This window comes from Polaribacter sp. 20A6 (assembly GCF_011378915.1).
In the GTDB taxonomy this organism is placed as follows: Bacteria; Bacteroidota; Bacteroidia; order Flavobacteriales; family Flavobacteriaceae; genus Polaribacter; species Polaribacter sejongensis.
The window spans coordinates 850,307-872,998 of record NZ_WTPZ01000002.1 but is presented as its reverse complement, the minus strand read 5'-3'; the positions used below and the strand labels follow the sequence as shown (position 1 = coordinate 872,998).

3 protein-coding genes are annotated in these 22,692 nt (G+C 33.7%); all 3 read left to right on the top strand.

Going from position 1 to position 22,692, the window contains the following annotated elements; all coding sequences use genetic code 11:
• The coding region (locus GQS57_RS07470) for a T9SS type A sorting domain-containing protein (RefSeq protein ID WP_165731955.1) at positions 1-372 on the top strand (372 nt) is incomplete at its 5' end.
• Positions 373-1,025: 653 nt separating this feature from the next.
• On the top strand, positions 1,026-12,428 hold the full coding sequence (locus GQS57_RS07465; RefSeq protein ID WP_165731953.1) for a T9SS type A sorting domain-containing protein: 11,403 nt from the start codon (positions 1,026-1,028) through the stop codon (positions 12,426-12,428).
• A 995-nt stretch (positions 12,429-13,423) separates the two neighbouring features.
• Complete coding sequence (locus GQS57_RS07460) at positions 13,424-22,411, top strand: T9SS type A sorting domain-containing protein (RefSeq protein ID WP_165731951.1); 8,988 nt, start codon at positions 13,424-13,426, stop codon at positions 22,409-22,411.
• The last annotated feature ends 281 nt before the right edge of the window (positions 22,412-22,692 follow it).

Genomic DNA, 22,692 nt, shown 5'->3' with positions numbered 1-22,692 from the left:
ACAAATACATCTTACAATGTTAAACAAGGAAAAGCTACTTTAACTTTAGAAAAAGGAGTTTATACAGATCGATTTGTACTTGCTTTTAAAGATGCTAATGTACTTAGTGTAGAAGATGATGTTTTAGCTGCATACACCAATATATACGCAGACAATGAAAACCGCCAAATTGTTATTTCTGTTAATAATGAAGTAGAAATTAATAAAGTTGAGTTGTTTGATATTCTTGGTAAGAAAGTAAGTCTTTGGAACATTAAAGAACAAAAAGATGCGTATCAATTAGATATCAAAAAACAAATACCAACAGGTGTTTACATTGTAAAAATGAATACCAATAAAGGAGATACAAACAAAAAAATTATAATTAACTAATATAATATAAGTATATAAAATTTTAAAAAAAATGATGCTACTAACTCAAGTACCTCCGGTAAACCCACCACCTCCACCACCAGGTCTAGAAATAGATAATGGAATTTTAATACTAGGTATCGCAGCTATATTATATGCTGTTTTTATCATCCTAAATATTAAAAAATTAAAATATAAATAATCACTTAAAAAAAAAGGCCAAACTTATATAAGTTTGGCCTTTTTTTTTAGTGATTATCAACTGCTGTAAAACACCTTTTTTTCAACCTCTACTAACACCAAAAACCTAAGTAACTAATAAAAAGACACTTAAAAATATCGAAAAAAATAAAATCTTAAAAAAAAGTTAAAATTATCACAAAATAAAATTATCTTTATAAGAAAAAAAAGCTACTTTATATAATCTAAGAAAAAAACACCCCCATGACTCCTCCAAAAAAAAAGAAATCTTTTTTTAAACTTAGTAAGGTTTTATACTCATTGCAAACAGTTGTCTTTATAACATCAAGACTTCACAAGACCTATCGTCTTAAAATACCCCTCTTTTTTCATTTTAATTACAATTAATTGTTTTCTACAACAAATATTTTGTTCTAAAGAAAACGTGTAATCAGTTTTAAAAAGTTAAACCTATGTTTAAAAAAATACCTCACATGAAACCTTTTTCCAAATACTTTGTTAAAACTACAATGCTATTTCCCTTCTCATTTAAAACATTTATTTTCAATAAAAAAATACATATCAAATTAATTATATGTACTCTTTTATTGTTTAATCTATCATTACAAGCACAAACAAACCCAAGTACATTTACTTCTGGAGATAAAGTAGATTATTATCCTGGCGGTGTTTTTTCTTCAATACTTGCAGATAATAATGATGCGAACCCAACAAATGAAGTTTCAGATTTAAAAACATCTGGAGAAGATAACACTCCTTTAATGACAACAGGAGATGTAGTTGCCTATAGAAATACAGGAACTCAAGGAGGAACAATGTATGATATTATTGCAACAATAATATCTGTCGTTCCTTATTCAGGAACAATAGATACTGCTCCTGTTGTTGCTACAACAACTTATACCACAGGTAATGTAACAGATGGCAATGGGCATTTTCCATACTTTGTTATGCCAACCGGTACAGGAAGTAAAGTTGGTTTTGCTGTAGCACCGAGTAATGTTTTTGGAGGTACTTCTGCAGAATACTCAGCTACTATAAAATTAGAATTTTTTGAAGCAGGAACATATTCTGGTAATGGTACAGGAACACCAATAGAAATATCACCAATTTTCGAAATGCTAGATATTGACTTTGACCCTAATTTAACTGGTACAGAGAAAAAAGAATTTGTAACCTTATATAAAAATGATTTTGAAAATTTATATTTTAGCAATAATACATTTTTATCTGATATAACTTCTGGAACAAATGCTGTAACAGTTATCTCTTCAGACTCAAATAATGTATCACCATTAATCACCGACGAACAATTAGCCGTAAGAGTTGATACTAATGGAATTACAGACATCACTTTTACAATAGGTTCTAAATCGGGTCACGAAGGACCAGCTTTTAGAGTACAATCTATACAACCCGTTTTAATTGATGATACAGAAGTAGGAACTGCAATTTCGGGAAACCCAATTTCTGCGAATAATGATTCTGGATCTGTAAATAAAGGTTATGGAGGTACAGCTATTGCAAATGTTGTTGCAAATGATAAATTAAACAGTACAAGCACTACTATTGGTACTAGTGCAGGTCAAGTTACATTATCTCAAACAAGTTCTACGAATGCTGGTATTGTTTTAAATACTTCTACAGGTGAAATTACAGTTACAACGACTGTTCCTGCAGGCACGTATAGCGTGGTTTACGAAATATGTGAAGCAGGCGCCTCACCAGCAAATTGTGATTCTGCAACAGCTATAGTTAACGTTGTCCTTGATACTGACAACGACGGAGTACCAGATGCTACCGATGAAGATGATGACAATGATGGTATTTTAGATACAGAAGAATGTACAAGTGTATTAACTTATAACGACTCTTTTGAAATTCCGGATTTACAAGCAGAAACGCCAGACTTAGTAAGTAAAATAGATGGTGATGGAGATACTGAAATAGATTTTTTAATAAATCAAACTAGTGTTGAAGGGTGGGTAACCACAGATACAAATACTTTTGATATTGCTTTTGATGCTTTTAATGCTTCTGATGGAGACCAAAGTATCGATTTGTACGGAACACCTTCGGCAACCGGTATTCAAAAAACATTTTCTGGGTTTACAGAAGGAATCCCTGTTGCTTTTTCTTTAGATTATAGTTCTGTTGCTGGTCTTTTTGAAGCAACAATTTCTGTAGATTATGGTGATGGTCCAATTTTTATTACAACTTTACAACCCAATAATATTGCTACATCAGATAGCCCCAATACAGCTGGATCTAGAATTGCTTCTATTGTTTGGGCTAGTTATACCGCAAATTTATTACCAACATCAACGGGAGATATTAAAATTATCATTCAATCTACAAGTTTAGGTTCTGGTCAATCAGGAGTTTTAATAGATAACGTAACTTTATCACAACCCACTTGTCCAGATACAGATAGAGATAGTATACCAAATCATTTAGATTCAGATAGTGATAATGATGGTTGTTCTGATGCTGATGAAGCATATTTTGTTCTTGGGTCTAACCCAGATGCAGACACAGATAATAATGGATATTATGGTACAGGTGTACCAATAGTAAATATGACTACTGGTAGAATAGATGGTCTTACTTATACTACTACACCAAATGCATATTATTTAGATGCAGCCGTTAACACTTGTAATGATAGTGATAATGATGGTGTACCAGATGCTCTTGACTTAGATAGTGATAACGATGGTATTTTAGATTCTGTAGAAATAAACCTTAACTGTCCATCTACAGATTATATAGATTTAGGCACTACATTTACAAATACAACTACAGGTACAAATGGAGGAAATTCTTCCGGTACTACATCTAATCTTTACACATTTGAAGGTGTAGAAGCTTCCTTTAGTTTTGAAACAACAAACTCAGCAACTTGGGCCAGTGGAGTTGCTAGTGCAGGTCCAACAAACGGTATAGACGGAAACTACATCAACGTACAACCAATTAATACTAAATTCCCTTTAGGTTCTTACTATCCAGCAGATGCAGCAAACATAGATGTAGCTGTTTACAAATTAACATTTACAAAACCTGTTCACAACTTAGAGTTTAAATGGGGAGGATTAGACAATGACGACAGAGTAGACTTTACAGCGAATTTAAATGGAACAAATGTTCCTTTAACAATCACTAACAACACATTACCAAGTAATAGTTATACAATTTCAGGTCAATCTGTTACTAGTACTAATGCCGGATCTAATGCACCTAATAACAGTGTTATTGTTTCTTTAACAGGTCCAGTGACAGAAATTATTTTCGTTGCCGGTAAAAATAATTTAATTAATACTGCTTCTAATGTAACAATGCAGTTATTTGAATTAAAATACTGCCTAGCCACAGACACAGATAATGACGGAATACCTAACTATTTAGATTTAGATTCTGATGGTGATGGTATATCAGATGTTATTGAAGCTGGTGGTACAGATACTGATGGAGATAGTATGGCAGATGGTGGTGCAGGTATTACACCAACAACCAGCGGTATACCTAGTAGTGCAGGTACAGGTAACACTCCTCCGGACACAGACACAGACAACATACCTAACTATTTAGATTTAGACTCAGACAATGATGGTATTTACGATATTTTAGAAGCTGGTGGTACAGATGATAATGCAGATGGTATTGCAGATAACACCAGTGATTCTGACAATGATGGTTTAGCAGATATTTATGATGGTAGTTGCGTAACACCTGCTACTCCTGCAACAACAAAATATGCAACATCTATAACAGCTTCTAATGAATTTAGCAATACTCAAAATGCAATTGGTTCTCCTGGTTCTTCAGCCTCATCAGGACCTATTGGCTACCCTGGACCAGGCCCATATTTTATAGTTTTAGGGTTTGATGAAACACTACCTGATGGTACAGAACTAACAATATCCCTTGGTTCAAGTTCAGGAACATCAGAAATAAGATTTAGACAATCAAATGCTGCAGGAGTAGATGCAGCTCAAGTAAACTATCAAAATCAATCTGTAAATACAACAGGACCAACCAATTTTACCTATACAATTAACAGCAACGGTACAGACCATGTTAAAATACAAACTTATAGTCAAAATGGAGCACTTCTTTACGGTGTAGAGTATACAATACCTGCTACACCAGCAGGTAGTTGTGCAGGAACATATTTAACACCACCAGAAACAACATCTGGTACACCAGATTATTTAAACACAGACTCAGATGGAGATTTATGTACAGATGCAAAAGAAGCAGGTTTTACAGATGCTAATAACGATGGTTTAGTAGACGGAACTGGTGGTTTTACTGCTACAGGTAAAGTTATAGGAAGCGATGGTTATGCAGGTACATCTGCTTCTGTAACAGATAGCACAAATAATTTTGCTTGTTTAGATAGCGATTTAGACGGCGTTTTAGACATAAATGACTTAGATGATGATAATGATGGTATTTTAGACTCAGTAGAATTAAGTACCTGTACAATTACAAAGGTCGAATGGAACCACAATTCGCCCGAAACACCAAATGCAGCAACTGTTAATACAAACAATGCTGGAGACTCAGATTACGCTACTTATGAAGATCAAACCTTAATTAGTAGTCCAAACTTTACTTCTGCACCAAATATTTCTTTTAGCGAATTAGAACAAACTGGTTATGAAAACAACAAAAACACGTATATAATTAGTAACGCAACAGAAGCTACTTTTACTGCTGCCAAAGCTGCAAATAAATATGTACAAGTATCATATACACCTGCAGTAGATCTTATAGCTTCAGAAATAAAATTGGGTTGGTCTACTGGAGCAGCTACCGCTAATGATGATACATTTGGTAATTTTGACATGGCTGTAGAAATGGATACAAATCCAAGTTTTGAAAGTCCAACTGTTAAAGATCAAGATTTTCATATAGGAGAAATGATAATCGATGGTTATTTGCAATATGAAATACCAACTACTGATTATCTAGTTGCTGGCACAACTTATTATTTTAGATTTTATATATACAACAACCAAAACGGAACTGGTTTTACAAGATTTGATGATATCTCTTTTGAACATCGATTAATTTGTGATGCAGATGCAGACGGAATTCCAAATCATTTAGACTTAGATTCAGATAATGATGGTATAACAGATGTTATAGAAGCTGGTGGTACAGATGCAAACCAAGACGGTAAAGCAGATGATGATGATAATAATGTAAGCAATACTGCTTCTAATGGTATACCTACTTCTGCTGGTGCTGGTTTAACACCAACAACTACAGACTCAGACGATTTACCAGATTTCTTAGATATAGATGCAGATAACGATGGTATACCAGATAATATAGAAGCACAACCAACGAGCCCTTACATAGCGCCTAGCGGAATTGGTAGTTCAATAACAGATATCAATAAAAATGGTGTAGATGATAATTATGAAGTTGGTGGTATTGGTATAATTCCTGTAAACACAGATGTTTCTAATGATGCAATACCAGATTACCAAGATTCAGATTCAGACAATGATGGTATCCCAGATATTAACGAAAATGGCGATACAGACAACATATTAGCAGGAACAGATGCAGATAGTGATGGTTTAGATGATAACTTTGATGATTTCACAGACATACCAACAACTGGTTTTACTGTAAACAACGGTATCAATCCTCCAAGCGCTGCTAACTTAGGTGATGAAGATGGAGATTTAGGCTCTGGCGGAGAGGTAGATTATAGAGATTTTAAAGACAGTGATAATGATGGTATATCAGACGCAAATGATTTAGATGATGATAACGATGGTATTCCAGACAGTATAGAAAACAGTAGTTGTGCTATTGAAGAAAAAACAGAAGTTGTAGAAATACTTACTGAAGATTTTGGAACTGGTACAGCAAGAGAAACGAATGCATATATACTAAACCATACATACCAACCTACAGGAGATATACAAGATGGTTTTTATGCAGTAGCCTCATCTCTTACAAGTGATTTAGCCTCCTTTAATAGAACAAACTTAACTGGAGATAAAGATGCAAATGTAGACCAATATACTGGCCCTGATAACGGAAGTACAAATGGTAGGTATTTAGTTATAAATTTAAAAAACCAATTAGATATAGAGTTTTATCGTCAAACATTAAGCAACTTAATTGTAGGACAAGATTATAGGTTTAGAGTAGATTTAGCAGGTATATGTGACGGATGTGATGATGCACCAATCTTTGAACTAGAAATAGAAAACCCTTCTGGCGTAATAGTAGAACAGTTATCATCTGCATCTCTAAATGTTGCTAATGATGATGTATGGAAAAGAGTTGTATTAAATTTTACAGCTGCAACAACCTCTTTAGATATTGTAATTATTAACCACCAACCAGATGGAGCAGATGGTAATGACGTTGGGGTAGACAATATTGTTTTAGCTACATTAGAATGCCCAAATACTTTAGATTCTGATAACGACGGTATTATTAACTCTTTAGACTTAGATTCAGACAACGATGGTATTCCAGATTTAGTAGAAGCTGGTGGAGTAGATACTGATGGAAATGGACGAGTAGACGATGTTAATGCAAATGGCACGCTTATAAATGATTTAGATGGCGATGGTTTAGATGATCGTTACGATGCAGATAGTGGTGCAAGCACAAACATCATTACAAACCCAGATACAGATGGCGATGGTATAAAAGACTTCTTAGATTTAGATGCAGATAATGATGGTATTCCAGATATTGTAGAAGCTGGCGGTACAGATGCAAATGGTGATGGTAAAGCAGATGGTTTTATAGATAACGATAAAGATGGTTTTAACGACCTTGTAGATGGAGATACAAATAATGATGGTACTTCAGACAATATATTAAACGCTTTAATAGCTACTGGAAACGATACAAATAATGATGGTGTTCCAGATTCTTATCCAAATAAAGACACAGACAATGATGGTATTCCTAATCATGCAGATTTAGATGCAGACAATGATGGTATTGCAGATATTGTAGAAGCTGGTGGAACTGATGTAAATGGTGATGGTAGAGCAGATAATTTTATTGATGTAGATAAAGATGGTTTTAATGATATTGTAGACGGTGATCCTACAAATATTTTAGCAGTAGGAATCGATACTGTAGGTGCAAATACAGATAATGCTTTAATTGTTACTGGAACTGATGGTAATAATGATGGTAAACCAGACACCTATCCTAATGGAGATACAGATAAAGATGGTGTTCTAGATATTTACGATTTAGATGCAGACAATGACGGTATTCCAGATGTTGTAGAAGCTGGTGGTACAGATGAAAATGGTGATGGTAAAGCAGATGACTTTGTAGACGCTGATAATGATGGATTTAACGACATTGTAGATGGAGACCCAACAAATGCTCTAGCCTTTGGTATAGATACTGTTGGTGCAAATACAAGTAACGTGTTAATTGCAACAGGTTTAGATACTAATGGAGATGGTAAACCAGATTCAATCCCAACAGGTGATACTGATGGTGACGGAATAAGAGATAATTTAGATTTAGATGCAGATAACGATGGTATTCCAGATGTTATTGAAGCAGGCGGTACAGATGCAAATGGTGATGGTAGAGCTGATGATTTTATAGATACTGATAAAGATGGATTTAACGACGTTCTTGATGGTGATCCTACTAACGCCTTGCCAAATGGTACAGATACTGCTGGTGCAAACACGGTAAATGCTTTAATTCTTACAAGCCTAGATACAGACGGTGATGGAAATCCAGATTCTTATCCTACGGGAGATACAGATAATGATGGTATTCCAAACTATTTAGATTTAGATGCAGACAATGATGGTATTGCAGATGCAGTAGAAGCTGGCGGAACTGATGAAAATGGTGACGGTAGAGCTGATGATTTTGTAGATGCTGATAAAGATGGATTTAATGATGCCGTAGACGGAGACCCTACAAATGTGTTAGCAAGCGGTACAGATACTGCAGGTGCAAATACAACAGATACCTTAATACTTTCAGGAGAAGATGCAAATGGAGATGGAAACCCAGACACCTACTCTACTGGAGATACAGACAATGATGGTATTCCTAATCATTTAGATTTAGACGCAGATAATGATGGTATTGCAGATGTAGTAGAAGCTGGTGGTACAGATGTAAACGGAGACGGTAGAGCAGATAATTTTATCGATGCTGATAATGATGGTTTTAATGATGTGGTAGACGGTGATCCTACAAATGCGTTAACATTTGGTACAGATACTGCTGGTGCAAATACTAGTAATGTTTTAATTGTAACGAGTGCAGATACAGATGGCGATGGAAACCCAGACACATACCCTAACGGTGATAATGATAACGATGGTATTTTAGATCATTTAGATTTAGATGCAGACAATGACGGTATCGCAGATGTAGTAGAAGCTGGTGGAACTGATGCGAATGGCGATGGTAGAGCAGACAATTTTGTAGATGCTGACAACGATGGTTTTAATGATATTATTGATGGTGATCCTACAAATGCGTTAGCTGTTGGTACAGATACAAGTGGTGCTAATACAGATAATGTATTAATTATAACTAGTAACGATAGTGATGGTGATGGAAAACCAGAATCATATATTAATGGAGATACTGATAATGACGGTATTCTAAATCATTTAGATTTAGATGCAGATAATGATGGTATTGCAGACGTTATAGAAGCTGGTGGTACAGACACCGACAGAGATGGTAAAGCAGATGGAATATTAGATGTAGACAATGATGGTTTTAACGATTTAGTAGACGGAGATCCTACAAATTCTTTAGTGAAAGGTACAGATACTGCTGGCACAAATACAACCAATGCTTTAATTATAACGAGTGCTGACGATAATAGTGATGGAAAACCAACTTCTTATTTAAAAGGAGATGCTGATACTGATGGTAAACCAAACTTTTTAGACATCGATGCAGATGATGATGGTATTCCAGATAATATTGAGGGGCAACCTTCTGTTGGTTATATTTCGCCAAGTGAAGTTGTAAACGGAACCATAGGAATCATAGATACTAACAATAATGGTGTAGATGACAAATATGAAGTAGGCAGTATTGGTTTTATTCCAGAAAATACAGACGGAACGGATAACCCAGATTATTTAGATTCGGATTCAGATAATGATGGTGTTTTAGATATTGAAGAAAATGGAGATACTAATCATCTTTTAATGGATCTAAATGGATTAGTAGATACAGATGGAGATGGTTTAAATGATACTTTTGATAATAACACAAACGACACTAATGGAGCTACTGTAAATGATGGTGTGGGATCTAACGACAAAATTCTTGATGAAGCCTCTTTAGAAGATGCTTTTGGTGATACCGACAATGACTTTAACCCTGGTGCAGGAGATCTTGATTATAGAGATATCCCAGACCCAGCAGATGTTATGATTACACAAGTATATCAATTCGGTGATGAAAAATGGATAGAAATCACCAATATTGGGGAAATAGATATTCCCGCAAACACCATTAAAATTCAATTGTACAAGGATAAAACGATTGCACAAATGATTGCTGCTCCTCTTACAGAACCAACCGTATCTTCAATTACAGTAGGTACCATATTACTTAAAGGTAAATCTGTCTTATTTAAAAACACTACAAATTCTATTGTCCCTGATGAAACTAATTCGGGAGTAACAACTGTAACAAGTGCAGCAGTAGACTTGCTAACAGACTTAAGTCGTGATGAAACAGATCAAACTACACTTAATAGTTCTAATGACATCATTACACTTTCAACGGGTATTGGAGCTTATTCATGGAATAATAGATATGATATTGCTTCTAATATTGGTAATAAAACTTCTGTTGTAAGAATTGATGAAAGGTTAACAACTAACAAAGATTATGATGTAACTGAATGGGTAGTATTTATTGATGACGCAATAACTCCTTACCAACCAGTTGGTACTGAAACAGCTGATATAGCTGACATTGTAAGACATCCTCAAGATCCATTAATATCAGAAATAACATCTTCTAGTATAGAAGCAAACACACTATTAGGTTTACACAGAATAGATATTACTACTTCTAATTCTAGCAGTAACACATGGACTAATGGTTTTCCAGATAGATCTCGTTCTGTAGTAATTGATCAAGATTTTGAGCACACTACAAATAGATTAAGCGCTAGAAAACTTAAAGTAGATACTGGAGTAAAATTAGCAGTAACAGATCAATTATTAGTTGTTACTAATAATATAACTTTAGATGGTAATATTCGTTTAGTAGGTACTTCTCAATTAGTACAAACGCATACAACAATACCTCAAATATCTGGTACTGGAAAACTATTAGTAGATCAAAATTCAGAGACACCTAGCTTATATAGATACGGGTATATGAGTTCGCCCGTTAATTCATCAGGCTTCATTTACCTAATAAAAGATGTATTAAAAGATGGTACTACTCCATTAGATGCTACATCTACAGTTGGTACTCAAGTAGCTAAAAATATTAATTTTATTAGTGGGTATGACGGAGATACTACAGATCCTATTTCTCTTGCAGATTACTGGATATATACCTACTCTCCAGAGTCTAATGGTAGATCTAATTGGACACATAAGAATGAAGATAAACCAATAGATCGTGGAGATGGTTATATTTTTAAAGGACCAGGTGAAGTATTACAAAACTATACATTTGTTGGTACACCTAATGATGGTGAATTTTATACCGTAGTTGGAATAGGTGCTAATGAAGATTATTTAATTGGTAACCCTTTCCCTTCTGCTATGAATGCAAGAAAGTTTATGGAAGACAATGATGGTTCTATCAAACAAACATTATATTTCTGGGAGCACCACGAAAGTGCCATTGGTGAAGGAAACGGAATAGATGGGCATATATTTGGTGGGTATATTGGTGGATATGCAACACTAAACTTATCAACAGGAACTGCTGCTAGCGCTATCGCAGAGAATAGCAGTAATGGTACTTCTGGATTAGGTGGAGGTACTTATAAAGAACCAGAACCATATATTGCAATAGCACAGGGTTTCTTTGTTGAAGGAAATGGAACTGGTGGAGTTATAAAATTCGATAATAGTCAAAGAGCATATGTAACTGAAGGTACTGAATCTATTTTCTTTAAAGGAAGTGCTAAAAGCAGTAAAGCTAAAACAGGTTTATTACCAATTATTAAATTAGGTTTTGAGTTTAAAAACACAGAAGACTTATTACTACATAATCAAATAGCAATTTCTTTTCAAGAAACAAACTCGTTCGATTACGATAAAGGTTATGATTCTGAAATTTATGAAGTTGGTAAAACAGATTTCTATTGGAAATTTTCGGAGGATGAGACAAAATATGTAATTGCTGGAGTTCAAGAAATATCTAACGAGTTAGAAGTTCCTTTAGAAATAATTATGGATTATTCTGGACAAGTAACTTTAATGGTAGATGAAATTATAAATGTTGATAACGGTATTTATATTACAGATAAACTTACAGGCACTTCTTATAATGTTAAACAAGGTAGAACTACTTTAACTTTAGAAAAAGGACTATATACAGGTCGTTTTGTACTTGCTTTTAAAGAAACTAGTGCACTTAGTGTAGAAGACGATATTTTAGCAGGATATACAAGTATTTACGCAGACAATGAAAATCATAATATTGTAATTTCTAAAAATCAAGATATAGAGATTAACAAAGTAGAGTTGTTTGATATTCTAGGTAAAAAAGTAAGCCTTTGGAAAATTAAAGAACAAAAAAGTACGTATCAATTAGAAATCAAAAAACAAATACCAACCGGTATTTATATTGTAAAAATGAAGACTAATAAAGGTGAAATGAATAAAAAAGTAGTTATTGAATAACACTTTAGAGGTATTCTATACATAAAAGAGCAAATCTTAAATTTAAACCAGTGAAAAATATTTCACTGGTTTTTTTGTTATACAAATTCAAAGAAATAGTAAAACTTAACATTCTGAACTTATTTCAGCATTAAAATTCGCAAAAATGGAATCATCATTATCACCTATTATAAATTTAGAGTCACAAGCAACTCTGCTTTTAGATAAAATTTTTAAAATAATTATATAAAAATAAAAACTTATTAAAAAGCACTAATTATAAAAGAATTAGCTTTCAAACAGCCCTCTGTTATTAAGTATTTCTACTTAAATAAGGTGGTGAAATAAAATTAAAAACACCAAAAATTAAAACATTAAATACCTAAAAGAAAGTAATTAATTTTATTTAAAATAAATAATTGTGACTTATTGAATATAATGGTGTCTTATAATAGGTGCATGGTTAATAATGACTACTTTAGCACTTTTTATAAAATTTTCTTAATGATTAAATATCTAAAAGAAACGAAACTATTTGGGGAAATAGCTCGTTTTAGATTAGACAACCCTTCAAAAAAAATACTGCTTTTAAAGTATAAAAAGATTTCTTTCTTTTTATTTCCAATCTTTTCTATTTTCAAACTTTTAAATAGACCAATCCATGCTATAGAGTATGAGATGACAATTGGACAAGAATTCGCCATAAAAAACATATCCTCCTAACAAAACATTAATTCATTTTTAACCTTTAGAAATGAAAGTGACTTTTACTTTTTAATAAAACTTACTATAAGTTATTGTTAAAAATTATTGTTCTCTTTTTTAATTTCCCTGTGGGTTAAATAAGGCGGGCTGCAATAAAACTCTTATAGAGCCCCAATTGACCAACCAACTCCTATAAAGGGGTATTGACATTTAAAACTATATAAAACTGAAAACTATACCTATTTCTAAAATAGCTTGAAGTAAATAATAATAATAATAATAACTTTTGCACTTTTTAAAATTTTTCTTACATGATTAAATATCTACTAAAAACGAAACTATTTGGGGGAATAATTCGTTTTAAATTTAAAACTCCTTTACATTTATTCATTGTATTTGTGTTGTTTTCTTTAATAAATACAAATGCACAATGTGATAGTCCTAATCACACATTAAATAGTAATCAAACAAATGGTTATACTTTTCAAACAGGTATTACAAGTGTTACTGGAAATGTAAGTATTACTAATGGTAGTGGAGCTACTTTCGAAGACGGGGCTATTGTTTGTATTTCTTCTAAAGGAAAATTAACGATTTCATCCATGTCAGCAAACAACGGAAGTATATCTATATATATTGGAGATGGAGAAGTTGTTTTTAGTCAAAGTGCTAGTATTAATGCCAACTTAACCTTAACATTAGGTACTGAAGGAATATTAACTTCTACAAACACCATTAGCTTTAATGGTGGTAATAATAGTATTTATAATGAGGGGACTATGAATGTAGGCTCTCTAGATTTTGGAGGTAATACACTTAATACATTTGATAACTTGGGAGATGTAAATGTTTCATCTCAAATTAACGCATCTTCCATTGGTGCAAGTAATTTTAGAAATCAGGGAACAATGGAGGTTAACAATAATTTTGCTATAAGTGATGAAACCATTTTAGTAAATTGTGGTACAATCGTTTCTGGTAGCTCTTTTAACCATAATGGAGGTATGGTTGTAAATACAGGAGTGTTTAATATTACATCTGGCGCCTTAGCTATGGGGTCAACTTCAGCTATTTTTAATAATTATGGAGAATTTTACACGTCTTCTGGAGATGTTAATCTAGATGGAACATTTTATAATGAAGGGTACGCAAAAGTTGGTGGTAAATTTCAGGGTAATGGGTCTCTTACCGGGCCAGCTAGCAATGAAAATAAAACTGGTTTTGTAAGTATTGGAAATCAATCTAATATTTCTGGTAATCTGGGACCAAATTTAAATATTGCTTACACTTTTGGGGGTGGTGATACTCATGCAATACAAAATGAGACAGTAATAGCTCCGGTATCATATAATTGTGATAATAATGGAAATTGTAATAATCCAATGGATACAGAAGAAGTCTGTGCTAATTTAGATGGCACAATACCTTGTACTATAAATGATCCTGGCACATTAATTGGCTCTTGTATAAATGGTTCTGATTTACAATTTACATTAAATTTAACTGGAAACGATAAAATAGGAAGTTCATATACAATTTCAGGTACTACATCAACTACAGGTATTTATAACACTAATACAGTATTTGTAATAGCCAATGGTGCAGATGGGTTAGATAAAACAATAACCGTAACAGATATAGATGACCCAAATTGTAATTTAACAATTACAGTTTCTGGCTCAGCTTCATGTATAGATACAGATAAAGATGGTGTTATTGATTCTATTGATTTAGATGATGATAATGATGGTATTTTAGACTCTGACGAATTAAATTGTCTTTCAGCTTCTAGTTATATAGATCTTGGCCAATCATTTACACAATCTAGTACTAATACTACTACAGGTAGCAAAACTTCTGGATCACAAACAAATCTTTACAATCTTAACGAAGTAAGTGCTTCTTTTGCTTACCAAGTAATTAATTCAGCCCAATGGAGTGATGGTGTTTCAAGCAAAGGACCTACAAATAATGTCGATGGAAATTATATATATGGGCAGGCTAAAAACACAAATTTCCCAAATGGATCTTTCTACCCTGCAAATTCAGCAGATTTAAGTGTAGCAATTTATACAATAACATTTACAGAACCCGTATATAATATAGAATTTAAATGGGGTGGGTTAGATAATAGTGATAGAGCTGATATTTCAGCTAATTTAAACGGTATAAATGTTCCTTTATCAATCAAAAATAATTCATTAAACGCAGGAGAATATACAATTAATGAACAATCTATACATAGCACTACTAGTGCTGGAAACGCCCCTAATAATAGTGTAATTATTTCTAGTGCAAGCCCTATAACGCAAATAGTAATTGCGGGAGGTAAAGAAGATGGCACAAGTAGAGTTTCAACGATGCAGTTATTTGAATTAAAATACTGTAGCTCTCCAGACACAGACGGAGATGGTATTCCAGATTACTTAGATTTAGATTCAGATAACGATGGTATTCCAGATATTGTAGAAGCTGGTGGTATAGATACTAACGGTGATGGATTAGTAGACTACCCAACTGCAGGAGATCCTACAAGTATCGTAGATTTAGATGGAGATGGTTTGTCAGATATATATGATGATACAGACACTGCAGGAGGTACTCCAAATTGGGTTGCAGGAACACCTATTGCTAATCCAGATTCAGATGGAGATGGTATTCCAGATTACTTAGATTTAGATTCAGATAACGATGGTATTCCAGACCTTGTAGAAGCTGGTGGTATAGACACTAACGGTGATGGACGTGTAGATAACCTTACAGATATTGACCAAGATGGTTTAGCTGACATTCATGATGAAAATGCTTCTAACGGATCTGGTGATAGTGGTACAGCTCTTATTAAAACAGACGCAGCAGGTAACATGATAGGTGGAGATGGTACTTCTGTTGATACTGATAACGACGGAATCGCAGATCACTTAGACTTAGATGCAGACAATGATGGTATTACAGACTTAATGGAAGCTGGTGGTACAGATACTAATGGAGATGGACGTGTTGACAACAATACAGATGAAGACAAGGATGGTCTTGTAGATATTTATGATGAAAATGCTGCCGATGGACCTGGAGCAGATGGTACAAATGGTACCGCTCTTGTTCAAACAGATGCAGATGGTAAAATGGTAAGTGGTAATGGTAGTTCTATTGATACAGATAGCGACGGAATTCCTGATCATTTAGACTTAGATTCTGACAACGACGGAATTCCAGATTTAGTAGAAGCTGGTGGTCTTGATACAGATGGTAACGGACATGTAGACACAAGTACTGATTCAGACAAAGATGGTCTTGCAGATATTTATGATGAAAATGCTTCTGACGGACCAGGAACAGACGGTACAAATGGTACTGCTCTTATTAAAACGGGTTTAGATGGTAATACTTCAGGTGGAGACGGTGAATCTATTGATGCAGATAGTGACGGAATTCCTGATCATTTAGATTTAGATTCAGATAATGATGGTATTGCAGATATTGTAGAAGCTGGTGGTGTAGATACAAATGGTGACGGTAAAGTAGATGATATTAACCCAAAAACAAGCCAACTTTTAAATGACTTAGATGGAGATGGTTTAGATGATCTTTATGATGTTAATAGCGGTACAAATACCAATGCAATTACATACCCAGACTCAGACAATGATGGCATTCCAGATACAAAAGATTTAGATTCAGACAACGATGGAATAACAGATGTTATAGAGGCTGGTGGTTTAGATACTAATAGAGATGGTATTGCTGATGATTTTGTAGACACAGATAACGATGGTTTTAACGACTTAGTTGATGGAGATGTTGGTCAAGATGGTACATCAGAAAACATAGATAATGTTTTAATCATTACAGGTGAAGATACAGGTAGTGATGGGACACCAAATTCTTATCCTAGTGGAGATAACGATGGTGATGGTAAATTAAATCATATAGATATTGATGCAGATAATGATGGTATACCAGATAATATAGAAGCACAAACAACTAGTGGTTATATAGCACCAAGTAATCCTAACGGAGCAATGCTAGACGCAAATAAAAATGGTGTAGATGATAATTATGAAGTAGGTGGTATTGGTCTTATTCCAGTAAACACTGACAATAAAGATAATCCAGATTATTTAGATTCTGATTCTGATAACGATGGTATACCTGATATTGCAGAAAACGGTGATTCTGAAAATAATGCAATAATAGACATCAATGCAGATACAGATGGAGATGGATTAAATGATATTTTTGATGATAACAATGATCCTGAAAACGCTAGAGTTACTGTAAATGATGGATCAAGCACACTTAACAAAGTAACTACACCAAGTGATTTAGAAACTGCCTTTGGAGATGAAGATAATGACTTCCCTGAAAACGGAGATCTAGATTATAGAGACATTAAAGATACTGACAATGATGGTGTTCCAGATTTTTATGATTTAGATGACGATAACGATGGTATCTTAGATACAGATGAAGGTTGTGGTAACTTAATTATAAACGGAGATTTTGAACTTCAAGATTTTTCAAGTGCAACTGAATTTCCTAATCCAATTAACCCCGGTGCAACAGATACTTATGGTACGTTTATAGGAAAAAAATTTAACACAAACACTTTAACAGGTTGGTCTTATACACAAAACCTAGACGGATGGGTTGGAGGACAGTCTCCAAGTTGGTCAACTAGTAATTATGCAGACGCTTATAGCGGAAACCAATATATAGATGTTCTTGGTAATAACGATAAAAGTGATGGAGGTGTAAGTAATATTCTTTCACAAACTATTTCTACAGTACCAGGTAATACATATACACTTTCTTTTTATTGGGGAGAAGATATTGGTCATGAAACAGGTCAAGATGTTACTTTAAATGTAAAGGTAAAAGATGCCTCTAGTTCTAATATTCTGGATAAAACATTAACTGCAATAGCTGAAGGTGCTGTAAACGGAGTTGTGGGGCCTAAAAAATGGTATCATTTTACTACAGTATTTGTGGCTACTACAACAGAAACATCATTAGAGTTTCAAGCATCTCCTCCTGTACCAGGTTCTATAGGAATTGGAGCTGCTCTAGATTTAGTAAGCATTTTCTCAAATAATTGCGAAGACACAGATAATGACGGAATACCTAATTCTTTAGATTTAGACTCAGATAATGACGGTATACCAGACTTAATTGAAGCTGGAGGAGAAGATACTGATGGAAACGGATTAGTAGATGACATTAATGATGACGGTACTCTTATAAACGATACTAATAATGATGGTTTAGATGATCGTTACGATGTAAACAATGGTGGAATTGCTATTACTAACCCAGATACAGATGAAGATGGTATTCCAGATACACTAGACTTAGACTCAGACAACGATGGTATTCCAGATGTTGTAGAAGCTGGCGGTACAGATAATGATGGAGATGGTAGAGCTGATAATTTTATAGATACTGATAATGATGGTTTTAACGACCTTGTAGATGGTGATGTAAATGGAACTACAGACGATACCAAAGCATTAATAATTACAGGTGAAGATGGTAATAATGACGGTATTCCAGACAGTTATCCGAATGGAGATACAGACGGAGATGGTATTTTAGATAATAAAGATTTAGATGCAGACAACGACGGTATTCCAGATTTAATTGAAGCTGGCGGAATAGATACTAATGGTGACGGACGTGTTGATGAAGATACAGATGTAGACAACGATGGTTTGGCAGATATTTATGATACAGATGCTTCTGACGGTCCAGGACTTGATGGTACAAACGGTAATGCACTTGTAAAAACAGACGCTTCTGGTAACATGGTCGATGGCGATGATAATTCTGTTGATACCGATGGTGATGGATTCCCAGACCATTTAGACTTAGACGCAGACAACGACGGTATTCCAGATTTAATAGAAGCTGGCGGAGTAGATATTAATGGAGACGGACGTGTAGACATAAATTTAGATGCAGACAAAGATGGTTTAGCTGATATTTATGATACAGATGCTTCTGACGGTCCAGGACTTGATGGTACAAACGGTAATGCACTTGTAAAAACAAATGACTCTGGTAACATGATAGGTGGTAATGGTAATACCGTTGACACCGATGGTGATGGTATTCCGAATCATTTAGACTTAGACTCAGACAACGATGGTATTGTAGATATTATTGAAGCAGGTGGTACAGATACAAATAAAGACGGTAAAGTAGAACCTACAAAAGATAACGACAATGATGGTTTTGATGATGCTCTAGATGGTAATGTAAACGGAACAGAAAACTCAAGTAATGCTTTAATTACAACAGGTACAGGTACTAATAATGATGGAATAGCTGACACTTACACAAAAGGTGATGCAGACTCTGATAAATTACCTAACTTTTTAGATATCGATGCAGATAACGATGGTATTCCTGATAATATAGAAGGACAAACAACCGCAGGGTATGTCTCGCCAAGTGGTAAAGGTACTGCTATGGCAGATACAGATAAAGATGGTATCGACGATAGATATGATATAGATTGTACAGGTGCAAATTGTGCTGGTGTTACAGGTGTATATATTATCCCAGAAAATACAGACGATACAGATAATCCTGACTATTTAGATTTAGATTCAGACAATGATAATATTCCTGATATTGCAGAAAACGGACACTCGTTAGATGTTGCTTCTGGTAATGATGATGATAATGATGGTTTAGACAATGCATTTGACGATAATGATGACTCTGCTATTGCTGGATTTACAGTAAATGATGGATTAGGAGATGGTAATAAAGTAACCAACACAGGTACCTCAGATACTTCTTTAGAAGATGCATTTGGAGATGAAGACAATGATGTTAATACTGGTGGAGATTTAGATTATAGAGATAGACCTGAACCTGCCAAAGCAATGATTACGCAAGTATATCAATTTGGAGATGAGAGATGGATAGAAGTAACTAATATAGGTACAACTAATATCCCTGCTAATACAATTAAAATTCAATTGTATCAAAATAAAACAATTGCAGAAGTTACCGCGTTAGATGAAGTAATACCTAGTACTGAGGCTATAGTAAATTCTGAATTAATAGTAGGTAAATCTGTCTTATTTAAAAGTAAAACAAATTCTATCATAACAAATTTAGGTGATGCAACGATTATAAAAAACAGCGCATTAACTGCAATTGCTTTAGGTAATGATATAGTAACACTTTCATCTGCTACGGGGATTTATGCATGGGCAAATAGATATGACATCGTTTCTGATATTACCGATAAAACATCAGTAGTAAGGATAGATGAAACACTAACAACTAACACTACATACACACCAAGTGAATGGGTAGTATTTATAGATGATGCAATAACACCATTTCAATTAGTAGGAGAAACAGATGTTACAGGAACTAAAAGGCACCCTCAAGATCCTTTAATCTCTGAAATTACATCTTCTAATGTAGAGTCTAATACTTTATTAGGATTACATAGAATTGATATTACTACTTCAACAAATAGTAACAATGTTTATACAAATGGATATCCAGATAGATCTCGTTCAGTAGTAATTGATCAAAATTTCGAACATTCTGAAGATAGATTAAGTGCTAGAAAATTAAGAGTAAATGCAAGTAAAAAACTAACAGTAACAGACCAATTATTAGTAGTAACTAATGATATTACTTTAGATGGAGATATTCGTTTAGCAGGTACTTTAGCTCAATTAGTACAAACACATACAGGTACAAGTACAATTACGAGCTCTGTTTCTGGAACTATGGGGAACCTTTTAGTAGATCAAAACTCAGAAATACCAAGTTTATATAGATATGGTTATATGAGTTCTCCTGTTAATTCTGGTGTAAACAACTACACAATAGAAGGTGTATTAAGAGACGGTACAGATCTTAATAATCCAAAAGACATTAATTTTGTTGGTGGATATGATGGAGACACCACAGATCCTATTTCTTTGGCAGACTATTGGATATACACCTATGCACCTGGATCTGATGGTAGATCTGATTGGGCACATCAATATAAAAGTGGTACTATAACCAGAGGTGAAGGTTATATTTTTAAAGGCCCTGGAAGAGCACAGAATTATACATTCTCAGGTACGCCTAACGATGGTGATTTTAGCACAACTTCTAAAATAGCTTCAGGAGAAAGTTATTTAATTGGTAACCCTTACCCTTCTGCTATGAATACTAAGAAATTTATAAAAGATAATTTAGCTAATACTACTGGAACACTTTATTTCTGGGAACATCATGAAAGCGTTCTTGGAGAGGGAGAAGGAATTGCTGGGCATGTATTTGGTGGTTACATTGGTGGATATGCAACTATAAACTTCGTTACAGGAGTAGCAGCAGATAAAATAGCAGGTGTTAGTGTTAATGATAATAACGGAACTTCTGGTTTAGGTAGTCAGACATACAAAGAGCCGCTACCTTATATAGCAATAGGTCAAGGATTCTTTATTGAAGGAGATGCGGTAATAGCAACACCACAAGCAGTAAACTTTAATAATAGCCAAAGAGCTTATGTTACAGAGGGAGATGAATCTGTATTCTTTAAAACAAGTCAAAAAAGTAGTAAAACGGTAAGTACAACTAACTTGCTGCCAATTATTAAACTAGGTTTTGAATACAAGAACACAGAGGAAACATTACTTCACCATCAAATAGCAGTTTCTTTTCAAGAAACGAACTCATTTGATTTTGATAAAGGATATGATTCTCAAGTATATGAAATTGGTAATACAGACATTTACTGGAAATTCCCTAATGATAATAGCAACTATGTAATTGCAGGTGTACAAGGTATATCTAATGAATTAGAGGTACCATTAGAATTAGTAATGGATTATTCTGGTCAAGTAAACTTAATGGTAGATGAAATTCAAAATGTTTCTAGAGAGGTCTATATTACGGATAAACTTACAGGAACTTCTTATGATGTTAAAAACGAGAAAATAACTTTAACTTTAGAAAAAGGAGTTTATACAGATCGTTTTGTACTTAATTTTACAGAAAATGCTGCACTTAGTGTAGATGACGAAATTTTAGCAACATCTACAAATATTTATGCAGACAATGAAAACAACAATATTGTAGTTTCTAAAGATGGTGATGTAGAAATCAATAAAGTAGAAATGTTTGATATTCTTGGTAAAAAAGTAAGTGTTTGGGAAATTAAGGAACAAAAAAATACTTACCAATTAGAAATCAAGAAGCAAATACCAACTGGTATTTACATTGTAAAAATGAATACTAATAAGGGTGAAACAAATAAAAAAGTTATTATTGAATAAACACTAAAAATAACTATTTTAATTAAAGCTGAATAATGAAATCATTATTCAGCTTTTTTTTATTCTTTTTTTATAAGTATAATAATTAGGAAATATCGTGACTACGACCTAAAAAAACTACTGAATCCCCAACAAAAACCCTATTTTATTAAGTAATAAGACAGTAATTAACAATTTTTTAATCATTTATAGGGTAAAAATTAGCAAACCCAATATTATTTAGTTACTTTTAAAATAGTATTTATTTAATATAATCCCCCAAAAAATGAATAAGACTAAAA